Raw genomic sequence first — 22,064 nt, forward strand, 5'->3', positions numbered from 1 at the left:
GATAAGCATGGCTTGTCGATTATGTCCAACGATTTGTTGGCGAAGCGACGCCGATACGAGCATATCCACCTCATCGCCAACGCCGGATTTTATGAGGAGGATTGAGCCATGCGCGATGATTTCCTGAGCGGCGACTGGGCCGCGAACAAACACCGCCTGACAGCGGACGTCGATAAGCTGGGCCATGATCTGGCCGAGAAGGTCAGCGACAGTTTCGAAGCGCTCAACCGGGCGCAGTTCGACGCGCCGTGGCACCGCGTTTGGCGCAAGGTCCGCATCTCCGGGCTGCGGTGAGCCGCGCCAGCCCCAGGACCGGGATGCGTGCCCCCATGCGCGCCCGGCCCTTTCTGGACCTACGCTTCTCCGGCGGCGTCGATCGGACGGCAGGACCCGCTTCCTTCTTGCCTTCCGCGCGCCGCCGGTCTTTTCCCTTCACATGAGCGACGATTTCGAGCCGCTGACCTGGGCAGACCTGACCGCGCGCCCACGTCCCGAACCGCAAGCGGCGATCGCCTATGGCGACGATCCCTGGCAACGCGTCGATCTCTGGCTGCCCGATGGCGCCGGCCCTTTCCCTGTCGTGTTGATGGTCCATGGCGGATGCTGGACGACCAGCATTGCGGATCGCACGCTGATGAATTGGGTCGCCGAGGATCTGCGCCGCGACGGCTTTGCGGTTTGGAACCTGGATTATCGCGGCGTCGACCGCCCCGGCGGCGGCTATCCGGGCACCTTTCGCGACGCCGCGGCGGCGGCCGATGCGTTGCGCGGCTATGCCCCAAAATACGGGCTCGACTTGCGCCGCATCGTCGCCACCGGCCATTCGGCGGGCGGGCATCTGGCTTTATGGCTGGCCGGACGGCGGCGACTGCCGTTCGACAGTCCGCTGTGGTGCGCGACACCCTTGGCGATCGCGCATGTCGTCGCCTGCGGCGCGCTTCCCGACCTCGAAGCGGTAGCGGCGAGCCCTGACAATGGCTGCGGTATCGACGTCATCCGCGACCTGGTCGGCGCGCCGGGCAGCGACGGGCGCGACGTTTATGCCGACACCTCGATCCCGCCACTCTTGCCGATCGGCGTGCGCCAAGACCTGGTCAATGGCCGCGAGGATCGCATCGTCCCCTATCGACTGGCGACGGATTATGCCGGCAAAGCGGCCGAGGAAGCCGTCCTGCACACCGTGCCGGGTACCGGCCATGTCGAATTGGTGACGCCGGGCACCGCCGCTTGGGCGCTCACGAAGCAGCTGATCGCCGCCGCCTTCACCGTAACCGGTCGCTAAGCCGGCGGCGGGACCAGCGCGCCGAACGGATCGTCGCGCAGCGACGCCGCCACTTCGGCGAGCAGCCAGGTGCGGAACGCCGCGACCTTGCGCTGCCGCTTGCGGTGCGCGGGATAGACCAGCCAGAAACTGTTGCGCCAATAAGCGGTGCGCTTGATCGGCTGGACGAGCTGCCCGGCATCGATCGCGCGTTGCCACATTGGCGGGCTGAGTACCGCGACGCCGTGCCCCGCGATCGCGGCCTGACCCTGCAGCACTTGCGATTCGAGCTGCACGCTGGGCGGCGACTCGCCGGATTGATCTCCCAACACGCTTTCCAGCCATAATCGCCACCAGCCGTCGCCCGGCGACAATCGCGGCAGCGCCAGCAAATCGTCGATCGTTTCGACCGGCGGATGGGCAGCGAGCAGCGCCGGGCTCGCCAGCGGCGTAAACGGCATCCGCATCAGGAAGTCCGCCTCCAGCCCCGGCCATGGCGCCGGCGCCCCACGGATCGCGACATCGATCTCACCGCGATCGAACTCGGTCAGCGCGTCCGACACGCGGAGCCGCACGGCCAGATCGGGCCGGGCAAGTTGGAAGTCGCCGATGCGTGAAGACAGCCAATTGGTCGCGAAGGTCGACGGGGCGCTGACCGTCAGCATCATCTCGTTATCGCTGCGCGCGGCGCGGAACGCCTCGTCGAGCTTCTCGAACGCGCTGGTCACTTGCGGCGCGATCAATTGGCCGAGTTCGGTCAGTTCGACTCCGCGCCCCTTGCGGGCGAATAGCGGCGCGCCGACCCGTTCCTCGATTACCTTGATCTGATAGCTCACCGCCGCCTGGGTCGTGCCGAGTTCCTCGGCGGCCCGCGTGAAATTGCCGAGCCGCGCCGCGGCTTCAAACACGCGCACCGCGCCGAGAGGAGGAATAGAGGCCATCTGAGACATAAAGCAGATTTATGGTTTGCTCTCAACGTTCGATTGGAGCTGCAGCGCGGCCCGCGGCATATCGGCGTCATCGCCACCCCCGGCGACGACAGGAGAAAGAAGATGTTCAAGCCCTTGATGATGACCGCTCTGATGCTCGCTGCGGTCCCCGCATTTGCCGGCGACAAGCCGCTTCCCCCGACCGCCCGCGTGACGACCGCCGATCTCGATCTCTCGACCGCGACCGGCCGTCGGATGCTCGACCGTCGCCTGCGTGTGGCGATCGATCAGGTATGCGCCGCCGCCGATGCCGCACCACGCACCGGTATCCTCTCGAACGACCGCTGCCGGTCGGTCGCCGCGACCTCTGCCCGGCGTCAGCGCAACGTCCTGCTCGCCACCGTCGACGCGGGTAAGACTCGCAAAGCGGGCGTCGAGGTTGCGACCGCTATGGTCAAGACCCGCTGATGACCGATTAACTGCGACGATAGGTGGCCCACGCCGGCAGGCGCCTGTCATCGCTCTTCCGAACACCGCCATGTCTGCTGACGAGCTGATGGCGACCCCTGCATATCCTCACGTTTCATCGCCAAAAACACTCGCCTTGACGCAATATCCCATCAATGAGATGTTGTATTGCGACAGGGAAGAACGGGAGAGAATGCGATGCGATACGTATTGCTGACGACGACGTGCCTGACAGTGCTGCTGGCAGGATGCGGCAAGTCCCAGAACGACCAGCCCTATCAACCGGATCGATATTCAACAGCGTCCAATGCCACAGCCGTTGCGGACGCCGCGCCTGTAGACCGTGCGGCGCCATCGATGACCATTGTCCCTCCCAGCGACGTCGCGCCGGGGGTAAACGTCACCGCCGCGCCGGGTGTCGCGTTCAGCTACACTTATGCGTTTCGGCTGCCCGCGCAGAACGTCAAGGACGCGCAGGAGGCGCACGCCTCGGCCTGCGAGAAGCTCGGGCCGCAGCATTGCCGCATCACCGGCATGCTCTACCGGCTGATCGGCGAGAACAACATCGTCGGCGCGATCCAGTTCAAGCTCGACCCGGCGCTCGCCCGGGCGTTCGGCAAGCAAGGGATCGACGCGATCGTCAAGGCAGACGGCAAGCTGGTCGATGCCGAAATCACCGGGACCGATGCCGGTGCGGCGATCAAGACTCTCGACGTGCAACGCCAGCAGGCCGAGGCCGAAGTGCAGCGGCTCGACCGCCAGCTCGCGCGCGGCGATCTCAAACCGGCCGAGCGCAGCGAATTGCAGCGCCAGCGTGCCGCGCTCGCTGCCCGGCTGCAGGAGGTGAAGACCGAGACGGGCAATCAGGAGGAATCGCTCGCCACCACGCCGGTCAGTTTCCGCTATGAATCGGGCGCAGCAGTCCGCGGGTTCGACGGCAGTGCGCCGATCACCAGCGCCGGTAATGTCTTCCTCGATTCGGCACAGATAACGCTCGGCGTCGTGCTGACCGCGCTCGCCGCACTGGCCCCGCCGGGCGTGATCCTGCTGATCGGCTTCCTGCTCTGGCGCCGCTTCCGCCCGCGCCGCGCCGTCCCGCCAACCGAGGCCTGATTGCACCGGAGCAGTCGTTCCGGTATAGGTCATTGCTTCCCGCCCCGGCGCGCTATCCGCGTTGCCGGGGCGCTCATTTTACAAAGGTAAGCGCCGAAGATGGCACGCCGCCGCCAGATCTACGAAGGCAAAGCCAAGATCCTCTATGAGGGCCCCGAACCAGGCACGCTGATCCAGTATTTCAAGGACGACGCGACCGCGTTCAACGCGCAGAAAAAGGGCACGATCAGCGGCAAGGGCGTGCTCAATAACCGGATTTCCGAGCACATTTTCACTTTGCTCGGGATGATCGGAGTACCGACACACTTCATCCGCCGTCTCAACATGCGCGAGCAGTTGATCCGCCAGGTCGAGATCGTGCCGATCGAGGTGGTGATGCGCAACGTCGCCGCCGGGTCGCTGTCAAAGCGGCTCGGGATCGAGGAAGGCGTCCAGCTGCCGCGCACGATCATCGAATATTATTACAAGGACGACGCGCTCGGCGATCCGATGATCACCGACGAGCATATCGCGGCGTTCGGCTGGGCCAGCCAGGAAGAGATGCACGATATCGCCGACCTGGCGATCCGCACCAACGATTTCCTGTGCGGCCTGTTCGCCGGAATCGGCATTCGCCTGGTCGACTTCAAGATGGAGTTCGGGCGGATCTGGGATAATGACTACAGCCGCATCATCCTCGCGGACGAGATCAGCCCCGATGGTTGCCGGCTGTGGGACATGGTGACCAACGAGAAGCTCGATAAGGACCGGTTCCGCCGCGACCTGGGCGGCGAAGTCGAAGCCTATCAGGAAGTCGCACGGCGGCTGGGGCTGTTGCCCGAAGGCGCCGATGGTGCGGTACTCGACCTCGAAACGCATCGCCAGAACCGGGGCAAATAAGCGCGTTTTGCAGCTTCGCTGTTACGGCGCCAGCCCGCTCCCCCACCCGGCCTCCCATAGAATATCCTGATTGGGAGGCCGGGTGGGGGAGCGGGCCGGCGCCGCGACCGTTTCAGCTTGGCTGAAAACGGAAAGGACTCAGTCCTTGACTCGGAATCCGCAGATGATTCCGAAGATGAACGACGACACCAGCGACAGCTGAATCCACCCTCCGGAGTCGGTCCAGCCGAAATACTGTCCACCAAAGGTGAACAGCGCGATGAACATCACCATTGCCAGTCCGGCCATGTCCGAACCCCCTAAACCGGCGAGCGCGACCCCTTGGCGAGTCGCCCGCTGGACGAAACGCTGCGCTTCGCGGGTAAACGAAGCGTAAAACTTGCGGCGAACCGCCGGCGCGGCCATAGGGACGCCGACTCCGTTTCAGCCAGGAAAGCGCCGCTCCATGAAGGTTCGCATCGTCGTCACCCTCAAGCCGGGAGTGCTCGACCCGCAAGGCAAGGCGATCCACAAGTCACTCGAAGGTCTAGGCTTTAGTGGCATCAACGACATCCGCGCCGGCAAGGTGATCGAGCTCGACGTTGCCGACTCGGTGACCGACGAAGACCTCGACGGAATGTGCCGCAAGTTGATCGCGAATACCGTGATCGAAAATTACAGGATCGAGCGGTGACCGCCGCGGTCGTCGTTTTTCCCGGCTCCAATTGCGACCGCGACCTCGCGGTGGCGATCGAGTCGATCATGGGGCGCAAGCCCAACATGGTGTGGCATGGCGAGACCGACCTGCCCGCCGGGACTGACCTGATCGCGTTGCCGGGCGGGTTTTCGTACGGTGATTATCTGCGCTCGGGCGCGATGGCAGCGCGGTCGCCAGTCATGCGCGCGGTGGTCGATGCCGCCGAGCGCGGCGTGCCGGTGCTCGGCGTGTGCAATGGCTTCCAGGTGCTGACCGAAGCGGGGCTGCTGCCCGGCGCGCTGATGCGCAATGCCGGCCTCAATTTCGTCTGCCGCGACGTCGAATTGTCGGTCGAGAATGCGCAATCGGCGTTCACCAGCCGTTATGCCGCTGGCGAGACGATCCTGATCCCCGTCGCGCATCACGACGGCAATTACACCGCCGATGCCGAGACGCTCGACCGGCTCGAAGGCGAAGGCCGCGTCGCTTTCCGCTACACCGGTAACGTCAACGGATCGTCGCGCCAGATCGCCGGCGTGCTCAACGCCGCGGGCAACGTGCTCGGCCTGATGCCGCATCCCGAACGCAAGATCGAAGCGGCGCATGGCGGCGACGACGGTCGCCGGCTGTTCGAAGGACTGATGGAGTTGGTCTCGGCCTGACCGGGACTTATCCAAATAGGCACTTGCTATTTCGGTCACAGCGCGGCATTTAGCTGTCGCCATGACGATCTTCGTCCTCTCCGCGCAACCGCGCCCCGTTACCTGTCGACATTGACGGGCGACTGAGTCGCGCCCGTAGTCCGGGTGCGGCTCGATATGGAGAGGGGCTCGCCTCAGTGCGGCAATCTGCAGGTTTTTACGCCTGCGCTTCGATCTAAACCTCTCCGATTTCCACTGCCTTCAGGTGTGGCCGAACGCAATGCAGTGCGCGGTCGGTTTGTGATTCCGATGTTAGCGGGTGCAAATCCCGCCGGTCACCCCTGAGGGCAGTAGGGCTGTCCGAGTGGCGAAATGGGAACGCAGCGGATTGCAACTCCGCGATGAGCCGGTTCGATTCCGGCCTCGGACTCCATTTACCTATTTGGTTTGTTCGTTCACAAATCTGCGTTCGAAAAAGTCAGACCGTCGCCTTGAACGGCGAGAAGTCGGTGCCTTCGTCGAACACGTCGACGCCCTCGGCACGTTTGAGCGCGCCGACGACGATATAGGTGACCGGGGTCAGCAGCACTTCCCACGCCACTTTCAGGAACCATTGCGTGAACAGCACGGTGATGACGAGGTTGGTCGTCCAGCCCACCGCCCCCAGGAACGCGAGCGGGTAGAAGATCAGGCTGTCGATCCCCTCCCCCGCGATGGTCGAGCCGATCGTGCGCGTCCACAGATGCTTGCCGCGCGTCATGATCTTCATCTTGGCGAGCACGAACGAATTGACGAACTCGCCCGCCCAGAACGCGGCGCAGCTGGCCAGCACGATGCGCGGTACCTGGCCGAAGATCGTCTCGTACGCCGCCTGGTTCTTCCAGTCGGGCGCGGGCGGCAGCGCCACCACCACCCAGCTCATGAACGCCATGAACAGCACCGCGCCGAAGCCGGCCCAGATGACGCGGCGAGCGCGCGCGTAGCCATAGACCTCGGTCAGGACGTCGCCGATCACATAGGAGATCGGGAAGAACAGGATGCCGGCTCCGAACGGCCAATAGCCGACCCCCGGCAGCCAGACCTGCGCGACCTTGCCCGCGCCCAGTACGTTGGACAGCAGCAGGATCGCGACGAACGCCGCCATGACGAAGTCGTAATAGCGGAAATGGTGGACGGTGTTGGCCGTCACGGCGCGCAGCGCGGTCGATTCCCCCTCGGTCATGGCGACCGTTATGATCAAGCTTGCGTTCGCCCGCAATCCGCGTCGAGGGCGTTGCCGCTCGCGCGCAAACGCCCTAGGCGGAAATCGGGCGCCCGTAGTTCAACTGGATAGAGCACGAGCCTTCTAAGCTTGGAGTTGCAGGTTCGAGTCCTGCCGGGCGCGCCAATTCATCCCGATAATTATAGGGTATTAAATGATAAATCTTGCGAAAGTTGCATTAGCTCCCCCAACCGCTCCCACATCGTCGTGAGTTGAGTCTATCCGGGGCGCCGGGGGCGCAACTAGCTCCACTCAGTCCTTAGGCCCTTCGGCGAGGGGCAGCCAAACCAGCGCAGGTGCATCCGCCCTCGAGGTGTCGGTCATCACCTCGGACCAACAGCATAATATAGGAACGCGTTGCCACGCGTAGGACACAGCTGTGGCCCCATGCCGGCTTCACAATCAGCGAGAATGTAGAGCGAATTCGATCGCTTCGTGGACGCCCTGCCCCTCCTGGTCTGGAGCGCCAATCTTGATCGGCGGGTCGAATTCCTCAACCAGTGGTGGTGCGAATGCACCGGATTGGCTGCGTCGGGCGCCGCGATCCACCATGACGATACACCGGGGCGCTTCCTCTATTGGCAATCCGGTCTGGGGACGGACACTCAAATCGACACCGAGACGCCCATGCGCGGGTTCGATGGCGCATATTGTTCGTTCGTCCGCCGCGCCAACCGTTACGCAACGGCAACGAACCATCGTGAAATGGTGTGACTCCAATGCGGATATCGAGAATCGCGTGCCCGCCGACGAAGCGCCGCTGGCCGAGTGGGCGGCGCTCGTCGGATAGGCGCCGCCTCAAGCGCAAGTTCTATCGTAGAGAAGGACGAACTCGCCCTAGACTGACTGCCGTTACGGCACATCCCCTTTCGGATTGCGTGAGCTAGCGTTAGGGCAATTTAACGGTCCAAAATGCAACGCGATCGATTGTGGGCACCCCGTGCTCGGACACGTTCGGCTTCGTTTGTAGTAAAAACAGCCTTGCTACACAGCCGTCAAAATTCAATAGTTTAGCCGCCGGCATTCATGGGGTGGCGCGTGTCGATCGATGCACTGTTGTTCAGAAAGGAGGTCCTGGAGAAGCGATCCGATCGATTGCAAGGTGAAATCAGCTTGGCCATACCAATGTCGTGGCAGGCGATCGGTATTTTGCTCCTGGCCGGCTTGGGCAGCGTAATAGTGTTCCTTGCTACGGCAACCTACTCCCAAGTCGAAACCGTGAGTGGCTCAATCACTCTGGACAAGGGCGTGGCGCAGATCATTCCATCGCGTGCCGGCATCATCACCGCTATTCCGGTGTCGGAAGGTCAAGAGGTTCATGTCGGCGATCCCTTGGTTCTGATCCGATCGGGTGAGTTTGTCGGAGGAGGTGGAACTGCGCCCGAACAGATGAAGCGCGCTTTGACTCTGCAGGATGCCCGTCTAGCCAAACAAATAGATGCACTACTGATGGCATCCTCGGCCGAACGGGGCGGGCTTGTCGAGCAGATCGCGGGTCTAAAGAACGAAATAAAAAGCCTGACAACTCAGATCGATGATCAGCAACGCCTTGTTGATGTTGCATTTTCGGACTACCAACGGTTGCAAACGTTGGCCGCCAAGCGCTTCGCTAGCAAACGTGATTTGGAGGCAGGCGAATCGACGTTGGTTTCCCGACGGCAGCAGTTGGCACAATTGGAAGAAAGCCGCTCCAACAAGCTATCGAGCATTGCCACCGCGGAAAAGTCCATCGCAGCAGCGAGCGCGAACGCGGCGGCCCAGATCGCCAGCACCGGATCCGATCGTGCCGAGCTCAACCAGCAACTCGCCCAAATCGAATCTGCGCAAGGCTATACCTTGGTTTCGCCAGTCGATGGGGTCGCCACCGGAATCACGGCGAGAGTCGGACAAACAGCGGGTCAGCAGCCATTGATGATGGTGATCCCCGCTCGCGCTATAATACGCGCCGAGTTGTACGTACCGACAGCAGCCGCCGGTTTTCTGAAGATTGGACAACCTGTTCGGCTGGCGATCGACGCCTTCCCGTACGATAGCTTTGGCACAATCGACGCGCGGATCGACAGCATTTCGTCTGCGACGATTCACCAGGTCAGTTCTAACGGCACAACGGCGCCTGTTTATCTCATCTCCGTCTCGGTCGCCCACCCGTGGGTTATGGCATTTGGTCGCAAACAGCCTCTATTGCCGGGAATGACCCTCACTGGGCGCGTTACGACGCGCCGACGGAGTCTTCTCGAATGGTTGTTTGAGCCGATTTTTGCGGTGAGCAGACGATGACTAGCCAACTACAGCTTGGCTTCTTTCGACGCTCGCGAGTGAAGCTGATTTGGCAGACCGAGGTCGCTGAGTGCGGTCTCGCCAGCCTAGCTATGATTGCTAATTATTATGGCATGGACGTCGGCTTAGGAGCTCTCCGACGTCGATTTCAGCCATCGCCTCGAGGTGCATCGCTGAAGTCGTTGATCGCCATTGCCGATCAGATGGCGTTGATTCCGCGCGCTGTGAAGTTGCCGCTCGAACAACTCGACGCGATCCACATGCCAGCGATCCTACATTGGGATATGAATCATTATGTCGTCTTAGAAAAGATTAGGTACGGCAAAGCGCTAATACACAATCCCGAAGGCTTGTCGCGATGGTATGCCTTCGAGGAGCTATCGGAGCATTTTACCGGAGTAGCGCTTGAGTTGCGCCCTGCGGAGGATTTCGAACCCCTACATCAGCGCGATCGTCTTCGAATGTCCCAGCTTTGGCGACGCGTTACCGGTCTGAAACGAGCATTGATTCAGATCTTAGTCCTCAGCATCGTAATGCAAGTATTCGTCTTAGCTTCACCTTACTACATGCAAATCGCGATCGATGATGTGCTGCCGGCCCTGGATTCCAACCTCTTGACGGTTCTCGCGCTCGGATTCGGCTTGTTTGCCGTCATGAATGCTGGCGCGACATTGTTGCGATCGTACGTGCTGTTGTCCGCAGGTACCTCTCTCGGCTTTGGCATCGAAAGTAACATCGCTCGGCGCTTATTCCGTCTGCCGATTTCGTGGTTCGAGAAACGTCAAGTGGGAGATATACTGTCGCGTTTCCAGTCCGTCGCGCCAATTCAACAATTTCTAACGCAAGGCGCAGTTGGCGCGCTGCTTGACGGTAGCCTTGCGATCTTCGCGCTTGTAATCATGCTGTTCTATAGTCCGATGCTAGCCATGATGGCGTTACTTGCCTTTGGACTTTACTGCCTCGTTCGCGCCGTCACGTTTGCTGCCCAACGTACAGCGCAGGAAGATGCGATCGTTAGCAGTGGAAAAGAGCAGTCGACGATGATCGAGTCGTTACGCGGCGTTGTCACTCTGCGGCTGTTTAACCGCGAGTCCATGCGCCACGCCCAGTGGCAGAGTCGGCTCACCGACTCCATGAACGCGGGTGTATCCTTGGCACGCATAGGAATTTGGCAAACCACCGCTAGCATATTAATTTTCGGGTTAGAGAACATCCTATCAATTTGGGTCGCGATCCGTTTTGTGATCAACGGCGGATTTAGCGTGGGCATGGTCTTCGCGTACATGGCTTACAAGGGTCAATTCTTGCAGTTAGCAAGCTCCCTGATCGACCAAGGAATCGCGTTCCGCATGCTTGGACTGCACCTGGAACGATTGTCGGATATTGCACTCGCCGATCAGGACAAGAGCTTTTCACTGCCAGTCGGACCTAGGCCGGAATTAAAGGGCCGTATCGAACTAAAGAACGTTAGTTTCCGATATAGTCCCAGCGATCCACTCGTGCTGGAAGGCGTCAATCTGATTGCGGAATACGGAGATCATATTGCCATTACCGGTCCGTCAGGGGAAGGAAAATCGACGCTAGTCAAAATCCTTCTGGGTTTGTTGGAGCCCGATGAGGGCGAAGTCCTCATTGATGGCATTCCACTCGCGCGGTTCGGATATAAGAATTATCATGAGCAGCTTGGCGCGGTCCTGCAAACGGATCATCTATTCGCCGGATCACTCAGCGACAACATTGCCTTGTTCGATGATGCTCCGGACATGCAACTAGTCACATCAGCAGCTATGACGGCCGCGATCCACGACGACATTACTCGAATGCCAATGGGCTATGACACGTTGGTCGGCGATATGGGCTCCACACTTTCGGGCGGCCAAATGCAGCGCGTTTTGCTTGCTCGGGCGCTGTATCGCCAGCCCAAGCTCCTAGTGATGGACGAAGGCACTTCGCATCTTGATGCGGAATGCGAGCGCGCCGTCAACTCAGCAATAGCAGCGTTCGGTATCACACGGATTGTGATCGCTCATCGAGCTGAAACAATTGCAACGGCAAAGCAAGTCTACGTCATGCAGGAAAGGAAAGTTAGCCGACGGGCCGAGGGCACAGTGATTGCCTCAGAGCGATGATCCTACCGTTGCCATGCCGATCGGTAAGCGATGAGTAAAACTAACGCCGAACAATTAGGGCGGATCGGATATTCACAATTTGGACCTGGACGTGAATTTTGCAAGCAACAGTAGCAGCTCGGTCAATTCTTTGCCCCGCGCCATCGCTGTGATAGCAGTAAAATGCGTCGAGATTTCCGCCATTTGCCGCGAACTGCTGCGGCGACATGACCGGCGGCAGTTCAAAATTTTCTCACAGGACTTTTCGTATCTCGAACCTATGCGCTTCGTTAGCCGAAAAATCGCGATTGCCGAGAACCGCGGCATCGGCGCACTCGCGGTTCGGCCCCTCTCATTCCGCCGTCATTGGCAAGTACTTCAGTATCACGGCTCATGAAAACCTAAAGCATAACGCTAGTAAGAACCGGCCTTACATAAACTAGATTCCAAACGCCACCCCCAATAGTACATGGGTAATTAACGTTGAGGCAACATGAATTATAAGCTATCATTCGGCGAAGATAAGGCTCTCAATTACAGCCTGATGCTCGAAAACGCAAAACTTGGCGCCGCGTCGAATATATTGGCAAACGTGAGAATGCCGGGCATGTTTTCGATCGGAGACGTTGTAGCGCGGTTGCTCCCGCCGATTAGGCTCAGCCAAATTGGCTTCCTCACGAGTGCGCAAGGAACCCCACTTGGTTTTATAACGTGGGCTTATGTGACACCTGAGGTTCTCACGGCCATGCGCCAGAGAAGACCTCTTCAACTAGAACTTGAGCAGTGGAATGAAGGATGGAACCTTCATATAGCCGATCTCGTTGCGCCGAACGGCGGCGCACGCCTCTTGATAAGGGAAGCGCTAAAACTCTCATTGCGCGGCCATTCAACCATCTCCTATCGCTCACAGCGGCGCGGCCTGGTCGAGGTACCCGTTCCGCTGACCGCTTATGGACCAAGGCGCCCGTCTAAACTATACCCGCCGCAGCGAGCCTTCGCATGATCAAAGCCGGCGCTGCCATCAACTACGGTCAGATGGGACAATCTGCCTGCGTGCAGTTCCCTGTCAAAAAGTTTCGGAACTCTACCGTTCTTTGGCTAAATCTCCGTTGGCTGTTGTCGCAGGGTGTGCCCGTACACGATATGCGAGTCAGGCAGCAGCTGGAACGTTGGCTGCTCGACCACTTTGCGGTCAGCACATCTGGTTCGTCAGCGGATGCTGACTTTGAACCAGAGGAGCTTTTTCTAAACGCTGACAGATACGGAAGAACTGGTGGATCAAAGGCGGGCGGAAGTGGCCGCTGCGGCAGCATCGGCGAATTCAATGCTAAAGGGGTGGGCGCTACCCCGCTAGTGTCGCGCGATACTGATTGGTATCACTCGCATGGATGCTTGTGGTTTGAAGAGGCCATTCGTGAAATCGTGTATTCGGAGATCGCAAGTTCGCAACTACGACATGGCTCAGTGCCGGTGATCGCATTGATTGACACCGGCAGTAATATCGAGTGGAGCGATGGCTCGCGAGGCGAGCGGCGAGCTATAATGGTACGACCGAATTTTATTCGGCTAGCGCACCTCGAGCGTACCATTTTCTTCGGATCAGCAGGAACTGACGATTCTGATCAGGCGCACGATGCCAGACGAGTCGACAGCTTTACCAATGCATCCCTATCAATGTTAGGCGCCTCGGCGTCAGTGGACGGTTTGATAGAGAAAAGCATAACAAGCAACTACGAACAGATAGTAAGCGGCAGGGTTATTCGCTTCTGGCTCGGTCCCTTCATGTCATCGAACGCAACGGTTTTCGGCCCGGCCGTCGACTTTGGCTCCGCGAGGTTCGTGCCTTCCTGGGCGCGCCAACACGGCGAGCAATCTGGCCCGGGCTTCGGTGACGAACAAAAGTCGCTTGTGGCAACACTTTTTTCCCTCATGCGGAATCTCCGGTTGCGCGGCAACCCGGTAGCTCGCGATCTTCCTCATCGGCTGAACTTCGAAGCGATAACGAAGGATATTTTCGAGAAGACCCTGCAGATGATTATACCGCTATCAGGTACCCAAGATGCATCCGACGACGCTCTCTCGGAACTATCGGAATTATTGATAGATCTGTATGAAGATCAGCAAATTATCAGGTTATATCTCGATGATGATTATCGTCTAATGAAAGCTTCATCCGTCTCTATGCGAGCGAACGCATTAAAGAGAATGGAAGGACTTTTGGAACGTCGTTGGGATATCCCGGGAGATATTAAGCGCTGCAGTCGCATCGCCCTGGCGAGGTTGATTGCCCCACGATGGGGGCTCAGCCGCGAAGCTATTCTGGAAGCCAGCAAGAGGCTTTTCGACACCACAGCAACTATCGTAGAACGCCCAGCTTATCTAGCCCCCAGCATTGATAAGTTAATCACAACATATGTGGCGAAGGCGCGCGTCATTTGGCCGAATAAACCAGCGTATATACACATTATTCGTTTTTATACCGACGGGTTAATGTGGGTCGCCGATGGCTATGATCTGCGGAGTGCTGCCCGAATTACCTGGGTAGAGGCCCCCTTATTAAACGGACTGATTCAATCGAAAGCGGGGCCTCTCCCGAAAGAGCTTCGAGCCACGGCGGAGATTATCTCGAATGGAATGCTATACGGTTCGATCGATATTTCATACGATAAAGCAAAACAATTGATCGCGCGAGTGTGAATATGTTCCGACCCCGCAAATGATAGATTAATTAGAACCCCCATCGGCTTCGGTCGCGGGGGATGACGCAGATGTACGCGTTCCCAATTCGAGGTATCCGTCGTAGCCGGAGCGTCTGTCCTTTAAGATTACCACGCCGCGCGGCTTATGCCGATTAACATTCTCAGGATGGGGACCACAATCGGGCGAACAGTTCCACGAGGCCCCTCCATTTGTTCGCACGTTGAGCGTCAGCGTCTGTTTCGGCGGCAGCCATCCAGCAGCAGGTTTGAAGGTGATGTCGCCCCATTTTACGTCCGATGTCGCGGCGTGGATATTTCCAGTAAAGACTAGAACGAGTTCGTCGCGGGTGGCTGGAATGGATGCCAGATTCGACGCCATTTCCTTTTCTCTTGCTTGTACGTCACTCGTGGTGGCTGCAAATGCCACAACGCGTTGTACTGCACCCATCATATGCAGCTGCCGAAGTCGTTCAACAAGCAAGAAGTAAGCTTCACTTGTCCTTCCGTCTTTTATGGGGCTATTCCACATTTCCGACCTGAGGAAGCGCTGGCGTGCAGCCAGATCGCCGGACGAAGCCATATACGCATCAATGTCCTTCTGAGTGTAGGGCGCTTGCTCGAGAGCAACTATGATCGGCCTGTTTGTCTTTTTTGCCGCGCAGACGAGGTCCGCAAATACAGCCGGAATCTCGGTGGTTCCGTGCTCCTCGCCTACGATAATCCATTGGAGTTCGCGGCGTCTCCACAACATATCCGCGCCAGCCAACGGACGACAGGCAAATGCAGCCGAGAGACCCATTGCGAACGCAGGTAGCACCACCATTCTCGGTCATTAGGCGATCACGATGTGGAGATCAATCCGCCGCTCAAGATGTTGGATCTGCTCCCAAATTCTCCTCGCCGTCGGGCGTCTAGTGAGGTAGTGTGCCATTGAGATGGTGTTGTATGTTAGAAGCGACGTAGGCACAAACGCACTCCGCCCAATCTGCGATGTGCGCGCGTCACCGCGACGCTGCAGGCATTCAAAATTCGAACTCGCAATTAGCAGCGCCGTCGGCCAGGCCAGCCACCTCGGACATCATTGCTGTCGGAGCCCATTCCCAAGGCAAGCCGCCACCGTTGAAAGTATTGTTGACAATACAATTGTCATCTACGGGCACAAGAAAGCAATACACCAAGAATTTACGCCATTCTCACCGGACACATTATGATGATGTTGGTATTGAAAGCCGATATCTTCCAGTGTTAGACAGCATATCCTGCGTTTCGTAATATATACAAGTTAAATAGGTCGCTATAATGATACCCTCTAACGAAATATCTGTTGCAGTGGCTAATTCTAAACAGATTACTTGCGACCCAGCACATCCAAAACTCACGCTCGTTCTCCTATGTATATTCTGGTCGGGGACCATATATGCTCTGCACGCGATAGGCATCTACAAAACTGCTATAATAGCTCTATTTTCCGTACTGCCGTCGATAACATTCTCTCTCAACGCCTCTATGCTAACTGTAGCGCTTGTAACAAGACCATTGTCGCGCTCGCGAGACGCCTACAATACGCGGGAATCCAGCAGAGACTTATTAACTCCTATTGTTATCCCAGTAATAATAAGGAGCGACCGAGACTTAAATATGATCAGTTCCTTGGCCAAGGAGCAGTCAAGGGGTTTGTTTTCTGTAAAAAATCATATCATCTTTCTTGTCGATTTATTTGACGCCGATACGAAAGAAAATCCAGCGGATGTGGAGTTACTAAATAAATTAGATGTTGTTTTGGATGAAAGTAATTCACTCTTACGCCACGCTCGAGATGGAAAGATATCGGCACTAGTGCGCGAGCGGAGATGGAATCCCTATGACAATTTGTGGATGGGATACGAACGGAAAAGGGGCAAGATTGTTGAGTTTTGTAGGTTGATCCAAGGCCTAGAGGGCGACTTTATCAGGAGCTCTCTCCCCTTTGATAGGTCAAAAGTTACGAACGTGATTATGATGGATATCGATTCCAGAATAACGCAACACGACGCGGATACCCTTACGCATGAATTTGATCTACTCCGTCAATCGGGAATTGCGTCTCCTCCACCTGCTTTCCTCGCCCCTTGTTTGAAGGTGTTGCAAGCCGACAGTGACCGGTGGGAGCGCTGGCTTATCCAACCTGAAGTACTTGAAAGCGGCAGTGACGTTAGAGAGCTAACGCCACGGCAAGTGGCCTTTGGTCGAGACATATATAACGGTAAGGCCATCTTGAATGTTGATGACTACGTTAGATTATCGGTTAACATAAAAGAGAATACAATTTTGAGCCATGATCATCTGGAGGCGATACTAGGTTATGGTTGCTCTACAAACAGGGCGTCGATTTACGAGCCTTTCCCAAAAAATCGAGCCGATTGGGAACGTCGGCTACATCGATGGATGAGAGGGGACTTCCAGATTGCCCCTTGGATTACAGGCCATGGAGCGGATCCATCTCCTCATTTGCGCGTCGGGCAATGGTTTGCGCTTATCCATGTTGTTGCTGCGGCAATAGATCCGCTGATAAAGTATATATTTGTGGTGTTGGCCTTTTCGAGCGGCACGGGGGTTGGCATAATCGCTCTAATGTTTGTCTTGCTGACGGACGAGAAGGGGATAGTCATTGGGGTTATTCAACTGGTCAGGATGTATTTTAAAGGGAGCAGGCGGTACGATCTATTTTATTTGCTGAAGTACATTTTCGCTAATGGACTTCTTTGCACCATAGGGAATTTAATATACTTTCAGAGGAACGCTTTGATCATCGCGGATGCGGGCGTTCGGTCGACCTTCCGAATGTTGAAAGGTCGTAAAGGCTTGCTGGAGTGGCATCCGAAGGATAGCGAGTCCGTAAGACGGAATCGCATATCGCAAGAAGCACTTACGTTCATTATGGCGCTGTCTTTAGCCCGTCTTGCTATCGAAGAAAACTACTTGGTGTACTTAGTGATATTTTGGATTGTCGCGCCGGCGGTGTTAGCGCGCTTGCCTTATTCGGTCCGACGCATTGGCAATCAGTATCCTACAGTCAATTGAAGTTCGCCTAGAGAAAGAGTGCTCGGATCACGGGACCTTTGCATCTTGGACGCAGGCGTCGAGGCGACTGACCTGCTCCCCTGAAATTCGGCCGGTCTGAGCTAGAGTCCTTCATGAAGGAGGTCGGCGAGGAAGCGCGGCAGGTTTACCGAGGAGCGGATCATACCGATCCTGCGTGAGCAGGAAGCGGGATCGTCGACGGCGGACGCGTGCCGCAAGCACGGTGTCAGCGGTGCGACGTTCTACAAGAGGAAGGCGACCTAGGGCGGATGGACGCGTTGCAGGGGCGCAGGTTGAAGGTGCTCCGGACGAGAACGGGCGGCTGAAGCAACTGCCGGCTGATGCGATGCTCGACAATGCGGTGCTGAGGGAGGTTGCTGCCTAAAAAAATGGTGAAGCCTACCGCTAGCCGAAGGGCTGTCGAGGATGTTCGACAGCCCTTCGGCATCAACGAGCGCCGGGCGGCGGAGCCCAAGATTCCGACGATGCAACACATCGTTGGAATGGCTCCGGAGGGTTGTACCCTCCTTTGCGTGGATCGGTCGTCGATACGCTATGCGCTTCGACGTGATGATGATGGCAACCTTCGGTCGCGTCTTCGAGATCGCGCTTGAGCGTCGCCGTCCGACTACCGGCGACTGGGGATCATTTAGCCCATGAGGGCATCGTCATGAACCACAAGAAGCTGATGCGATTGTACCGCGGGGAACCTACGGATGCGTCGCCGGCGCGGTCGCGAGCCGGCAATGGGCACGCGGGCGCCGATGACGTTGTCGCGAGGGCCGAATCGGCGGTAGAACCTGGACCTCGTCAGCGACACGCTGGTCTGCAGCCGAGGTATCCGCATCCTTGCCGTCATCGATGACTTCATACGCGAGACCCTGGCGCTTGTGGTCGACACGTCTCTATCCGGCGCGCGTTGCCCGGCAGCTCGACGCGATCATCGCGGTTGGCGGCAGGCCGCTGATGATTGTGAGCGACAACGGGACCGAGCTGACCAGCTTAGCAATGGCCCGGATTGATAGGTACCTACTAAGTCGGCTCCCGTTCCTCTACAGCCCAATATTTCAAGCTAGTTGTGGGAGACATCGGATCATTGGGGTCAAAGCCGTCAAATTGACTGACATCGCCGATGATAGATTTGAGACTTAAACTTGGCGAGCACCACTCTTGATTCCAATGAAAGTTGTCATCTGCGGAGGCCAGAAAACGAGCAAAGGGCTCAAGAACGTAAACGCCTTCGCAAAACTCTTCCTGCCACAAGAACGCTCCGCTTTCATTGACTTCGAAAAATACTATTTCCCCGTCCGAGGTTTCAGCTAAGTCGAAGGTACCAAATCGTAAACCCAATCTCTTTAACATTGCACGCGCCGCGTTGATGACCGCGTCTGGCATGATCGCCGGTGAGAGACGTCCTAAGTACCGATTGGAAAATCGCCAATCTACCGCATCGACGCCGCCATCAATCTGGTTATCAATCCGAACGGCGGCATGGTAATTCCCAAACACCGTAAGTCTATACTCGCATTTCTTATCGACGAATGCTTGATAGATGTTCGGGTTTAGGGAAATACTAAGAGGATCTACCGACGTTTCAGGATTAACTGTGGCGGTCAGTGCTCGGATAAGGGAGGTCCCCTTACGCCAAGAAAATGATTCCAATGATTTTGTACAAACCGTTTTTACTTCGTCGATAAATCCGCTTACCAATGCCGGGTCGGTGGCGATCACAGTATCTGGCACGCGGAAGCCAACATCTCGAGCAACGGCCAATTGGATAACTTTATTTGACGTAAACAACACGGACTTGAGCGGATTTACCGCGAAGGCATCTTCTAGTAGGGAAAGAATGCCCAAAAGGGTCATTTTTAGTTGGCGTTGGATGTAGGGTTGGTCAATTTCTAAACAATATTCTGGAAGAGAATAGTCATCAGGCAATCGACGATTGTAGATCGACTTTACATCATCCGCCGTGCCTGTGAACTTACCAAGTTGAAAGACAGGCTTTTCGCGTCTATAATCAATGTTGATCTCGCCTGTACCAGACAGCGTCTGAGGCAAGATGAGGTGCGAATCTTCTCCAAGGAGACTCAAGCAGCGCTCAACGGCGAAGGAGTGAATGTCACTCTTCTCGCAAACTATTAAGATTGAACTCGACAAGCCCTGCCCCAATATCTACTTTGCCTTAAGTCGCAGCCAAGTCGATCTTCCGAGAAGTCTTATTATCGAAAATCGTCGGTAGCCCACTGGTGCTCAACAGTACCATTTTCGACAGTCCCAACATCGCAAAACGTTGTAATGCTACTTTGGTTTACACCGCTGCCACCGCCATGCACCAGCGCAAGCTCTTCCGATGTAAGCTCTCTGGCGAACTCCCGAGCGACAGGCCTTACAACACTGCGTTCCGCGGGCATACCCTTCTCTCCAAATTGGTTTCGGACGATTAAGCTGCCCCACGGCAAAGGAGCCGCCTGCCGCCCTCGCCCGAACTATTAAGCCCGAACTAGACGACATCGCTCCAATGCCTGGCCACTATCGCCGCAGCCAATTGAGGTCTTGGGAGGCTATTTAGTCGCCTCGGAAGTCGTCGGGACCGATATGATGCTCAACAGAACCGCTTTCGACAGTGGCAATATCGCAAGTCGTTGACGAGCCAGTTTGGGCAATACTGCCGCTGCCGCCATTCACCAAGGCAAGCTCTTCCGACGTAAGCTCTCTGGCGAATTCCCGAGCAACGGGTCTCACGACACTGCGATTCGTCAACATAAGCTGCTCCTAATCTGACTGGTGGACGGTCTAAGCTCTTAATCGTAAACACTATTTGGGCCCCGAGTCAACTCGTAATGGCGGCGCGTGTTTTTCGGGTATTTGTGTCGCACGGAGTCGCCAAACCGACGTGCCCGCGAGCGAAGGGCGCCCGTTAGCGGAGTAGCGGGAGCAGCATAAGCAGCGGTGCGTCAGGCCTACGAATGAAGCCAGCTTCACGCAGGACCATGCATCCACCGCGCTGCATGCGCGGGTCACGGTCCAGATCTAGCATCGGCCACGCAATCCTGTCCGCGTAAAGGCAGCCTCATCCACAGTTACAGTGTTGTCTGCCTCAACCGGACTCAAGTTTACACGCGGCTAGAAAGGGCTTGGAGAACTTGATCTGCGGCTTCTCGCCAACCTCGCCAAAGCTGTAGGTGAAGACCTTGATATCAGCTCCGCGGAGCGCGCTCGCCATGCCGGGTCGAAGTGGCCGACTGTCGGGCAAAAGCAATGCGGGCGTTAGGCCTGGTTTGAGGCCGATCAGCGAAGGGTAGAGCTTTAGCTGACCGACACCTTCGTAACAATGCTTAGCGAAACTACCTGTCTTGATCTCGATGAGCATGTTGGCCGCTTCCAACAGCCCGTCGACCTCGTACCCATCGCCCTTCGGCTTGGTGAGCGCGGCACCCAATCGCACCCTTAGCGCTTCAAAGACTGCGCCCTGAAGCAGCTTGACCTGCTTCTTGCCACCCTTGGTGGTCCGGGTGACGACGCCGTATTTCTCATCAACGCCAAAGCTGTAGGCAGGCTGTTCCGGCTGTGGCTCCTTGCGCCCACCTCCTGCGGTCTGTCGCGCATCAATACAGGCAAGCGTGAACCGGTTGGTCTCTTCGACGATACGCTTCTTGGAGTGAGCAAGATGCGCAACGACGTACCAATGACGACTCGACCTTGCGCCCCTGACGACGACTGGCTGGGGCACGAGACCAGTAAGTGTTGCGAAATCCTGCTTGATGAGGCGCGAGACATTGTTGCGTTCGAGCGACCCTTCACGAAGCAGGATCAGGTTGCCGACCTTGTCTCGTCCGATGACAGTCTGCTTGCCCTTGCCGTTCGTAGCGGTCTTCGGCCGGACGATCTTGACGGTGCCATCGCCCATATCGGCGTCATGGCCAAGCATGACCTGATCCTTGATGACACCGGGCGGAGCACTGCCGTAATTGGTGAATATAAGACCGCTCGGCTCCAATGCCCAGCCATAGCCCTGCTTTCGGCCACGCGAAAGCATCGCATCCACCCAAATATGAAAGGCCGCGTCGCTCTCCGTTTGGTCAGTAAGAAGTTCAATCATACCCGAATTTCCGCGTTCAAAGGCGGCAACCGAAGGCCGTCATCCGCTCTTCGCACTCATTGTCCAATCCCAGCAATGCCGTTCTATCGAGTGCGCAGGCGGTCCGGAATACGGAGCCCCGCGCTGCAACCCTGCCATGGAGGAAGAGTGTGCACTCTGCGGAGCGACACGGAAATGGTGAATAGCGAGCGCGGTGGAGAATATGACGTGGTCATTGTTGGTGTGGACGCTACCCGTTTCGGGTTCGAAGTGACGGCAAAGGAAGCGGTTCGGCTTTAGGGCCTGACCCTCAAACCAACGGCAGCAGTCCTCCCCAGCGGAGCTGTGGAGAGCCTTAGAAGTCCATAGGCCGGGGAGGGCGAGGGACTGCCTAGCGGCAGCTTTCACGGTCGAAAAACTTGAAAAGCGACTTTCCGCTTACGGCCGAATACTCGCCCTTTCCACTTGAGGCATTTTGGCGAGATTGTACTGAGTCCGGGAATGAATCCTAACGACTGAAGGCGACATAGAAAGGAGTGTGAGGCCATGAATTTGAGCAACGCCGCACATGCGATTGTCAGCATGTGCGCGCTCGCTCCGAACTGGCGCTC

General features: G+C 57.3%; 20 protein-coding genes, 2 tRNA genes and 1 pseudogene. 17 read left to right on the forward strand and 6 right to left on the reverse strand.

The window, feature by feature from the left end; genetic code table 11:
- The first annotated feature begins 108 nt into the window (after positions 1 to 108).
- Both AC1DSD_RS08145 and AC1DSD_RS08150 read left to right on the forward strand, forming a co-directional pair.
- A complete protein-coding gene (locus tag AC1DSD_RS08145; RefSeq protein WP_478029447.1) occupies positions 109 to 294 on the forward strand; it encodes a hypothetical protein in 186 nt (61 codons plus the stop codon).
- A 142-nt stretch (positions 295 to 436) separates the two neighbouring features.
- On the forward strand, positions 437 to 1,282 hold the full coding sequence (locus AC1DSD_RS08150; RefSeq protein WP_478029449.1) for an alpha/beta hydrolase: 846 nt from the start codon (positions 437 to 439) through the stop codon (positions 1,280 to 1,282).
- Here the strand turns inward: AC1DSD_RS08150 and AC1DSD_RS08155 are convergent.
- Positions 1,279 to 2,169 carry a LysR substrate-binding domain-containing protein gene (locus AC1DSD_RS08155; RefSeq protein WP_478029451.1) on the reverse strand — a complete coding sequence of 297 codons (891 nt, stop codon included), beginning with the start codon at positions 2,167 to 2,169 and terminating at the stop codon, positions 1,279 to 1,281. The two genes, AC1DSD_RS08150 and AC1DSD_RS08155, sit on opposite strands and share 4 nt — an antisense overlap.
- Before the next feature lie 144 nt (positions 2,170 to 2,313).
- Here AC1DSD_RS08155 and AC1DSD_RS08160 point away from each other — a divergent pair, with 144 nt between their 5' ends.
- The 3 genes from AC1DSD_RS08160 (at position 2,314) to purC (ending at position 4,650) form a co-directional block, all read left to right on the forward strand.
- Complete coding sequence (locus AC1DSD_RS08160) at positions 2,314 to 2,658, forward strand: UrcA family protein (protein WP_478029452.1); 345 nt, start codon at positions 2,314 to 2,316, stop codon at positions 2,656 to 2,658.
- Between the two features lie 357 nt (positions 2,659 to 3,015).
- Positions 3,016 to 3,771: a hypothetical protein gene (locus tag AC1DSD_RS08165; protein WP_478029453.1), complete on the forward strand. Its 756-nt coding sequence runs from the start codon at positions 3,016 to 3,018 to the stop codon at positions 3,769 to 3,771.
- A 99-nt stretch (positions 3,772 to 3,870) separates the two neighbouring features.
- Positions 3,871 to 4,650 (forward strand): phosphoribosylaminoimidazolesuccinocarboxamide synthase, encoded by a 780-nt coding sequence (gene purC, locus AC1DSD_RS08170; protein WP_478029454.1) that lies wholly within the window; start codon positions 3,871 to 3,873, stop codon positions 4,648 to 4,650.
- Positions 4,651 to 4,788: 138 nt separating this feature from the next.
- On the opposite strand, the gene AC1DSD_RS08175 is transcribed toward purC, so the two are convergent.
- Positions 4,789 to 5,055: a hypothetical protein gene (locus tag AC1DSD_RS08175; RefSeq protein WP_478029455.1), complete on the reverse strand. Its 267-nt coding sequence runs from the start codon at positions 5,053 to 5,055 to the stop codon at positions 4,789 to 4,791.
- 40 nt (positions 5,056 to 5,095) lie between these two features.
- On the opposite strand from AC1DSD_RS08175, the gene purS reads away from it, so the two are divergent.
- The 3 genes from purS to AC1DSD_RS08190 all read left to right on the forward strand — a co-directional run bounded on the left by purS (position 5,096) and on the right by AC1DSD_RS08190 (position 6,400).
- Positions 5,096 to 5,323, forward strand: coding sequence for a phosphoribosylformylglycinamidine synthase subunit PurS (gene purS, locus AC1DSD_RS08180; protein WP_478029456.1), 228 nt, complete (start codon positions 5,096 to 5,098; stop codon positions 5,321 to 5,323).
- Positions 5,320 to 5,988, forward strand: a complete 669-nt coding sequence (gene purQ / locus AC1DSD_RS08185; RefSeq protein WP_478029457.1) for a phosphoribosylformylglycinamidine synthase subunit PurQ — start codon at positions 5,320 to 5,322, stop codon at positions 5,986 to 5,988. The genes purS and purQ overlap by 4 nt, the downstream gene beginning before the upstream one ends.
- 337 nt (positions 5,989 to 6,325) lie before the next feature.
- Positions 6,326 to 6,400 (forward strand) — tRNA-Cys (locus tag AC1DSD_RS08190).
- A gap of 45 nt (positions 6,401 to 6,445) precedes the next feature.
- On the opposite strand, the gene AC1DSD_RS08195 is transcribed toward AC1DSD_RS08190, so the two are convergent.
- Complete coding sequence (locus tag AC1DSD_RS08195) at positions 6,446 to 7,189, reverse strand: queuosine precursor transporter (RefSeq protein ID WP_478029459.1); 744 nt, start codon at positions 7,187 to 7,189, stop codon at positions 6,446 to 6,448.
- Positions 7,190 to 7,277: 88 nt separating this feature from the next.
- Between AC1DSD_RS08195 and AC1DSD_RS08200 the strand changes: the two genes are divergently transcribed.
- The 7 genes from AC1DSD_RS08200 (at position 7,278) to AC1DSD_RS08230 (ending at position 14,310) form a co-directional block, all read left to right on the forward strand.
- A tRNA-Arg gene (locus AC1DSD_RS08200) sits at positions 7,278 to 7,354 on the forward strand.
- Positions 7,355 to 7,663: 309 nt separating this feature from the next.
- Positions 7,664 to 7,942, forward strand: a complete 279-nt coding sequence (locus tag AC1DSD_RS08205; RefSeq protein ID WP_478029461.1) for a hypothetical protein — start codon at positions 7,664 to 7,666, stop codon at positions 7,940 to 7,942.
- 324 nt (positions 7,943 to 8,266) lie between these two features.
- Positions 8,267 to 9,505: an HlyD family secretion protein gene (locus AC1DSD_RS08210; protein WP_478029462.1), complete on the forward strand. Its 1,239-nt coding sequence runs from the start codon at positions 8,267 to 8,269 to the stop codon at positions 9,503 to 9,505.
- Positions 9,502 to 11,634 (forward strand): peptidase domain-containing ABC transporter, encoded by a 2,133-nt coding sequence (locus AC1DSD_RS08215; RefSeq protein ID WP_478029464.1) that lies wholly within the window; start codon positions 9,502 to 9,504, stop codon positions 11,632 to 11,634. The genes AC1DSD_RS08210 and AC1DSD_RS08215 overlap by 4 nt, the downstream gene beginning before the upstream one ends.
- A gap of 79 nt (positions 11,635 to 11,713) precedes the next feature.
- Positions 11,714 to 12,010, forward strand: coding sequence for a hypothetical protein (locus tag AC1DSD_RS08220; RefSeq protein ID WP_478029466.1), 297 nt, complete (start codon positions 11,714 to 11,716; stop codon positions 12,008 to 12,010).
- 96 nt (positions 12,011 to 12,106) lie between these two features.
- Entirely contained in the window at positions 12,107 to 12,616 is a 510-nt protein-coding gene (locus AC1DSD_RS08225) for a toxin-activating lysine-acyltransferase (protein ID WP_478029467.1), read from the forward strand.
- A complete protein-coding gene (locus tag AC1DSD_RS08230; protein ID WP_478029468.1) occupies positions 12,613 to 14,310 on the forward strand; it encodes a protein adenylyltransferase SelO family protein in 1,698 nt (565 codons plus the stop codon). Before AC1DSD_RS08225 ends, AC1DSD_RS08230 begins: the two co-directional genes overlap by 4 nt.
- A gap of 27 nt (positions 14,311 to 14,337) precedes the next feature.
- Here AC1DSD_RS08230 and AC1DSD_RS08235 read toward each other — a convergent pair whose 3' ends face one another.
- The gene (locus AC1DSD_RS08235) at positions 14,338 to 15,135 is read right to left on the reverse strand and encodes a hypothetical protein (protein WP_478029469.1); all 798 of its coding nucleotides are present in this window, start codon (positions 15,133 to 15,135) and stop codon (positions 14,338 to 14,340) included.
- Between the two features lie 815 nt (positions 15,136 to 15,950).
- Here AC1DSD_RS08235 and AC1DSD_RS08240 point away from each other — a divergent pair.
- Together AC1DSD_RS08240 and AC1DSD_RS08245 are read left to right on the forward strand one after the other, a co-directional pair.
- Entirely contained in the window at positions 15,951 to 17,372 is a 1,422-nt protein-coding gene (locus AC1DSD_RS08240; protein ID WP_478029471.1) for a hypothetical protein, read from the forward strand.
- 141 nt (positions 17,373 to 17,513) lie between these two features.
- Positions 17,514 to 17,636: pseudogene (locus AC1DSD_RS08245) on the forward strand (transposase); the annotation flags it as partial.
- Between the two features lie 768 nt (positions 17,637 to 18,404).
- On the opposite strand, the gene AC1DSD_RS08250 reads toward AC1DSD_RS08245, so the two are convergent.
- Positions 18,405 to 19,433, reverse strand: coding sequence for an ATP-grasp domain-containing protein (locus tag AC1DSD_RS08250; protein WP_478029473.1), 1,029 nt, complete (start codon positions 19,431 to 19,433; stop codon positions 18,405 to 18,407).
- Positions 19,434 to 20,472: 1,039 nt separating this feature from the next.
- Complete coding sequence (locus tag AC1DSD_RS08255) at positions 20,473 to 21,474, reverse strand: hypothetical protein (RefSeq protein WP_478029475.1); 1,002 nt, start codon at positions 21,472 to 21,474, stop codon at positions 20,473 to 20,475.
- Positions 21,475 to 22,064: the final 590 nt, after the last annotated feature.

Source organism: Sphingomonas sp. P4_D12, assembly GCF_056401895.1.

Excerpts from the sequence above, each read along its gene's own strand:
- AC1DSD_RS08150 (WP_478029449.1), top strand. The coding sequence starts at position 437 with ATGAGCGACGATTTCGAGCCGCTGACCTGGGCAGACCTGACCGCGCGC.
- AC1DSD_RS08235 (WP_478029469.1), bottom strand. The coding sequence starts at position 15,135 with ATGGTGGTGCTACCTGCGTTCGCAATGGGTCTCTCGGCTGCATTTGCC.
- AC1DSD_RS08195 (WP_478029459.1), bottom strand. The coding sequence starts at position 7,189 with ATGACCGAGGGGGAATCGACCGCGCTGCGCGCCGTGACGGCCAACACC.
- AC1DSD_RS08240 (WP_478029471.1), top strand. The coding sequence starts at position 15,951 with ATGATCAGTTCCTTGGCCAAGGAGCAGTCAAGGGGTTTGTTTTCTGTA.
- AC1DSD_RS08215 (WP_478029464.1), top strand. The coding sequence starts at position 9,502 with ATGACTAGCCAACTACAGCTTGGCTTCTTTCGACGCTCGCGAGTGAAG.
- AC1DSD_RS08145 (WP_478029447.1), top strand. The coding sequence starts at position 109 with ATGCGCGATGATTTCCTGAGCGGCGACTGGGCCGCGAACAAACACCGC.
- AC1DSD_RS08175 (WP_478029455.1), bottom strand. The coding sequence starts at position 5,055 with ATGGCCGCGCCGGCGGTTCGCCGCAAGTTTTACGCTTCGTTTACCCGC.
- purC (WP_478029454.1), top strand. The coding sequence starts at position 3,871 with ATGGCACGCCGCCGCCAGATCTACGAAGGCAAAGCCAAGATCCTCTAT.
- AC1DSD_RS08255 (WP_478029475.1), bottom strand. The coding sequence starts at position 21,474 with ATGATTGAACTTCTTACTGACCAAACGGAGAGCGACGCGGCCTTTCAT.
- AC1DSD_RS08225 (WP_478029467.1), top strand. The coding sequence starts at position 12,107 with ATGAATTATAAGCTATCATTCGGCGAAGATAAGGCTCTCAATTACAGC.
- AC1DSD_RS08165 (WP_478029453.1), top strand. The coding sequence starts at position 3,016 with ATGACCATTGTCCCTCCCAGCGACGTCGCGCCGGGGGTAAACGTCACC.
- AC1DSD_RS08160 (WP_478029452.1), top strand. The coding sequence starts at position 2,314 with ATGTTCAAGCCCTTGATGATGACCGCTCTGATGCTCGCTGCGGTCCCC.
- purS (WP_478029456.1), top strand. The coding sequence starts at position 5,096 with ATGAAGGTTCGCATCGTCGTCACCCTCAAGCCGGGAGTGCTCGACCCG.
- AC1DSD_RS08230 (WP_478029468.1), top strand. The coding sequence starts at position 12,613 with ATGATCAAAGCCGGCGCTGCCATCAACTACGGTCAGATGGGACAATCT.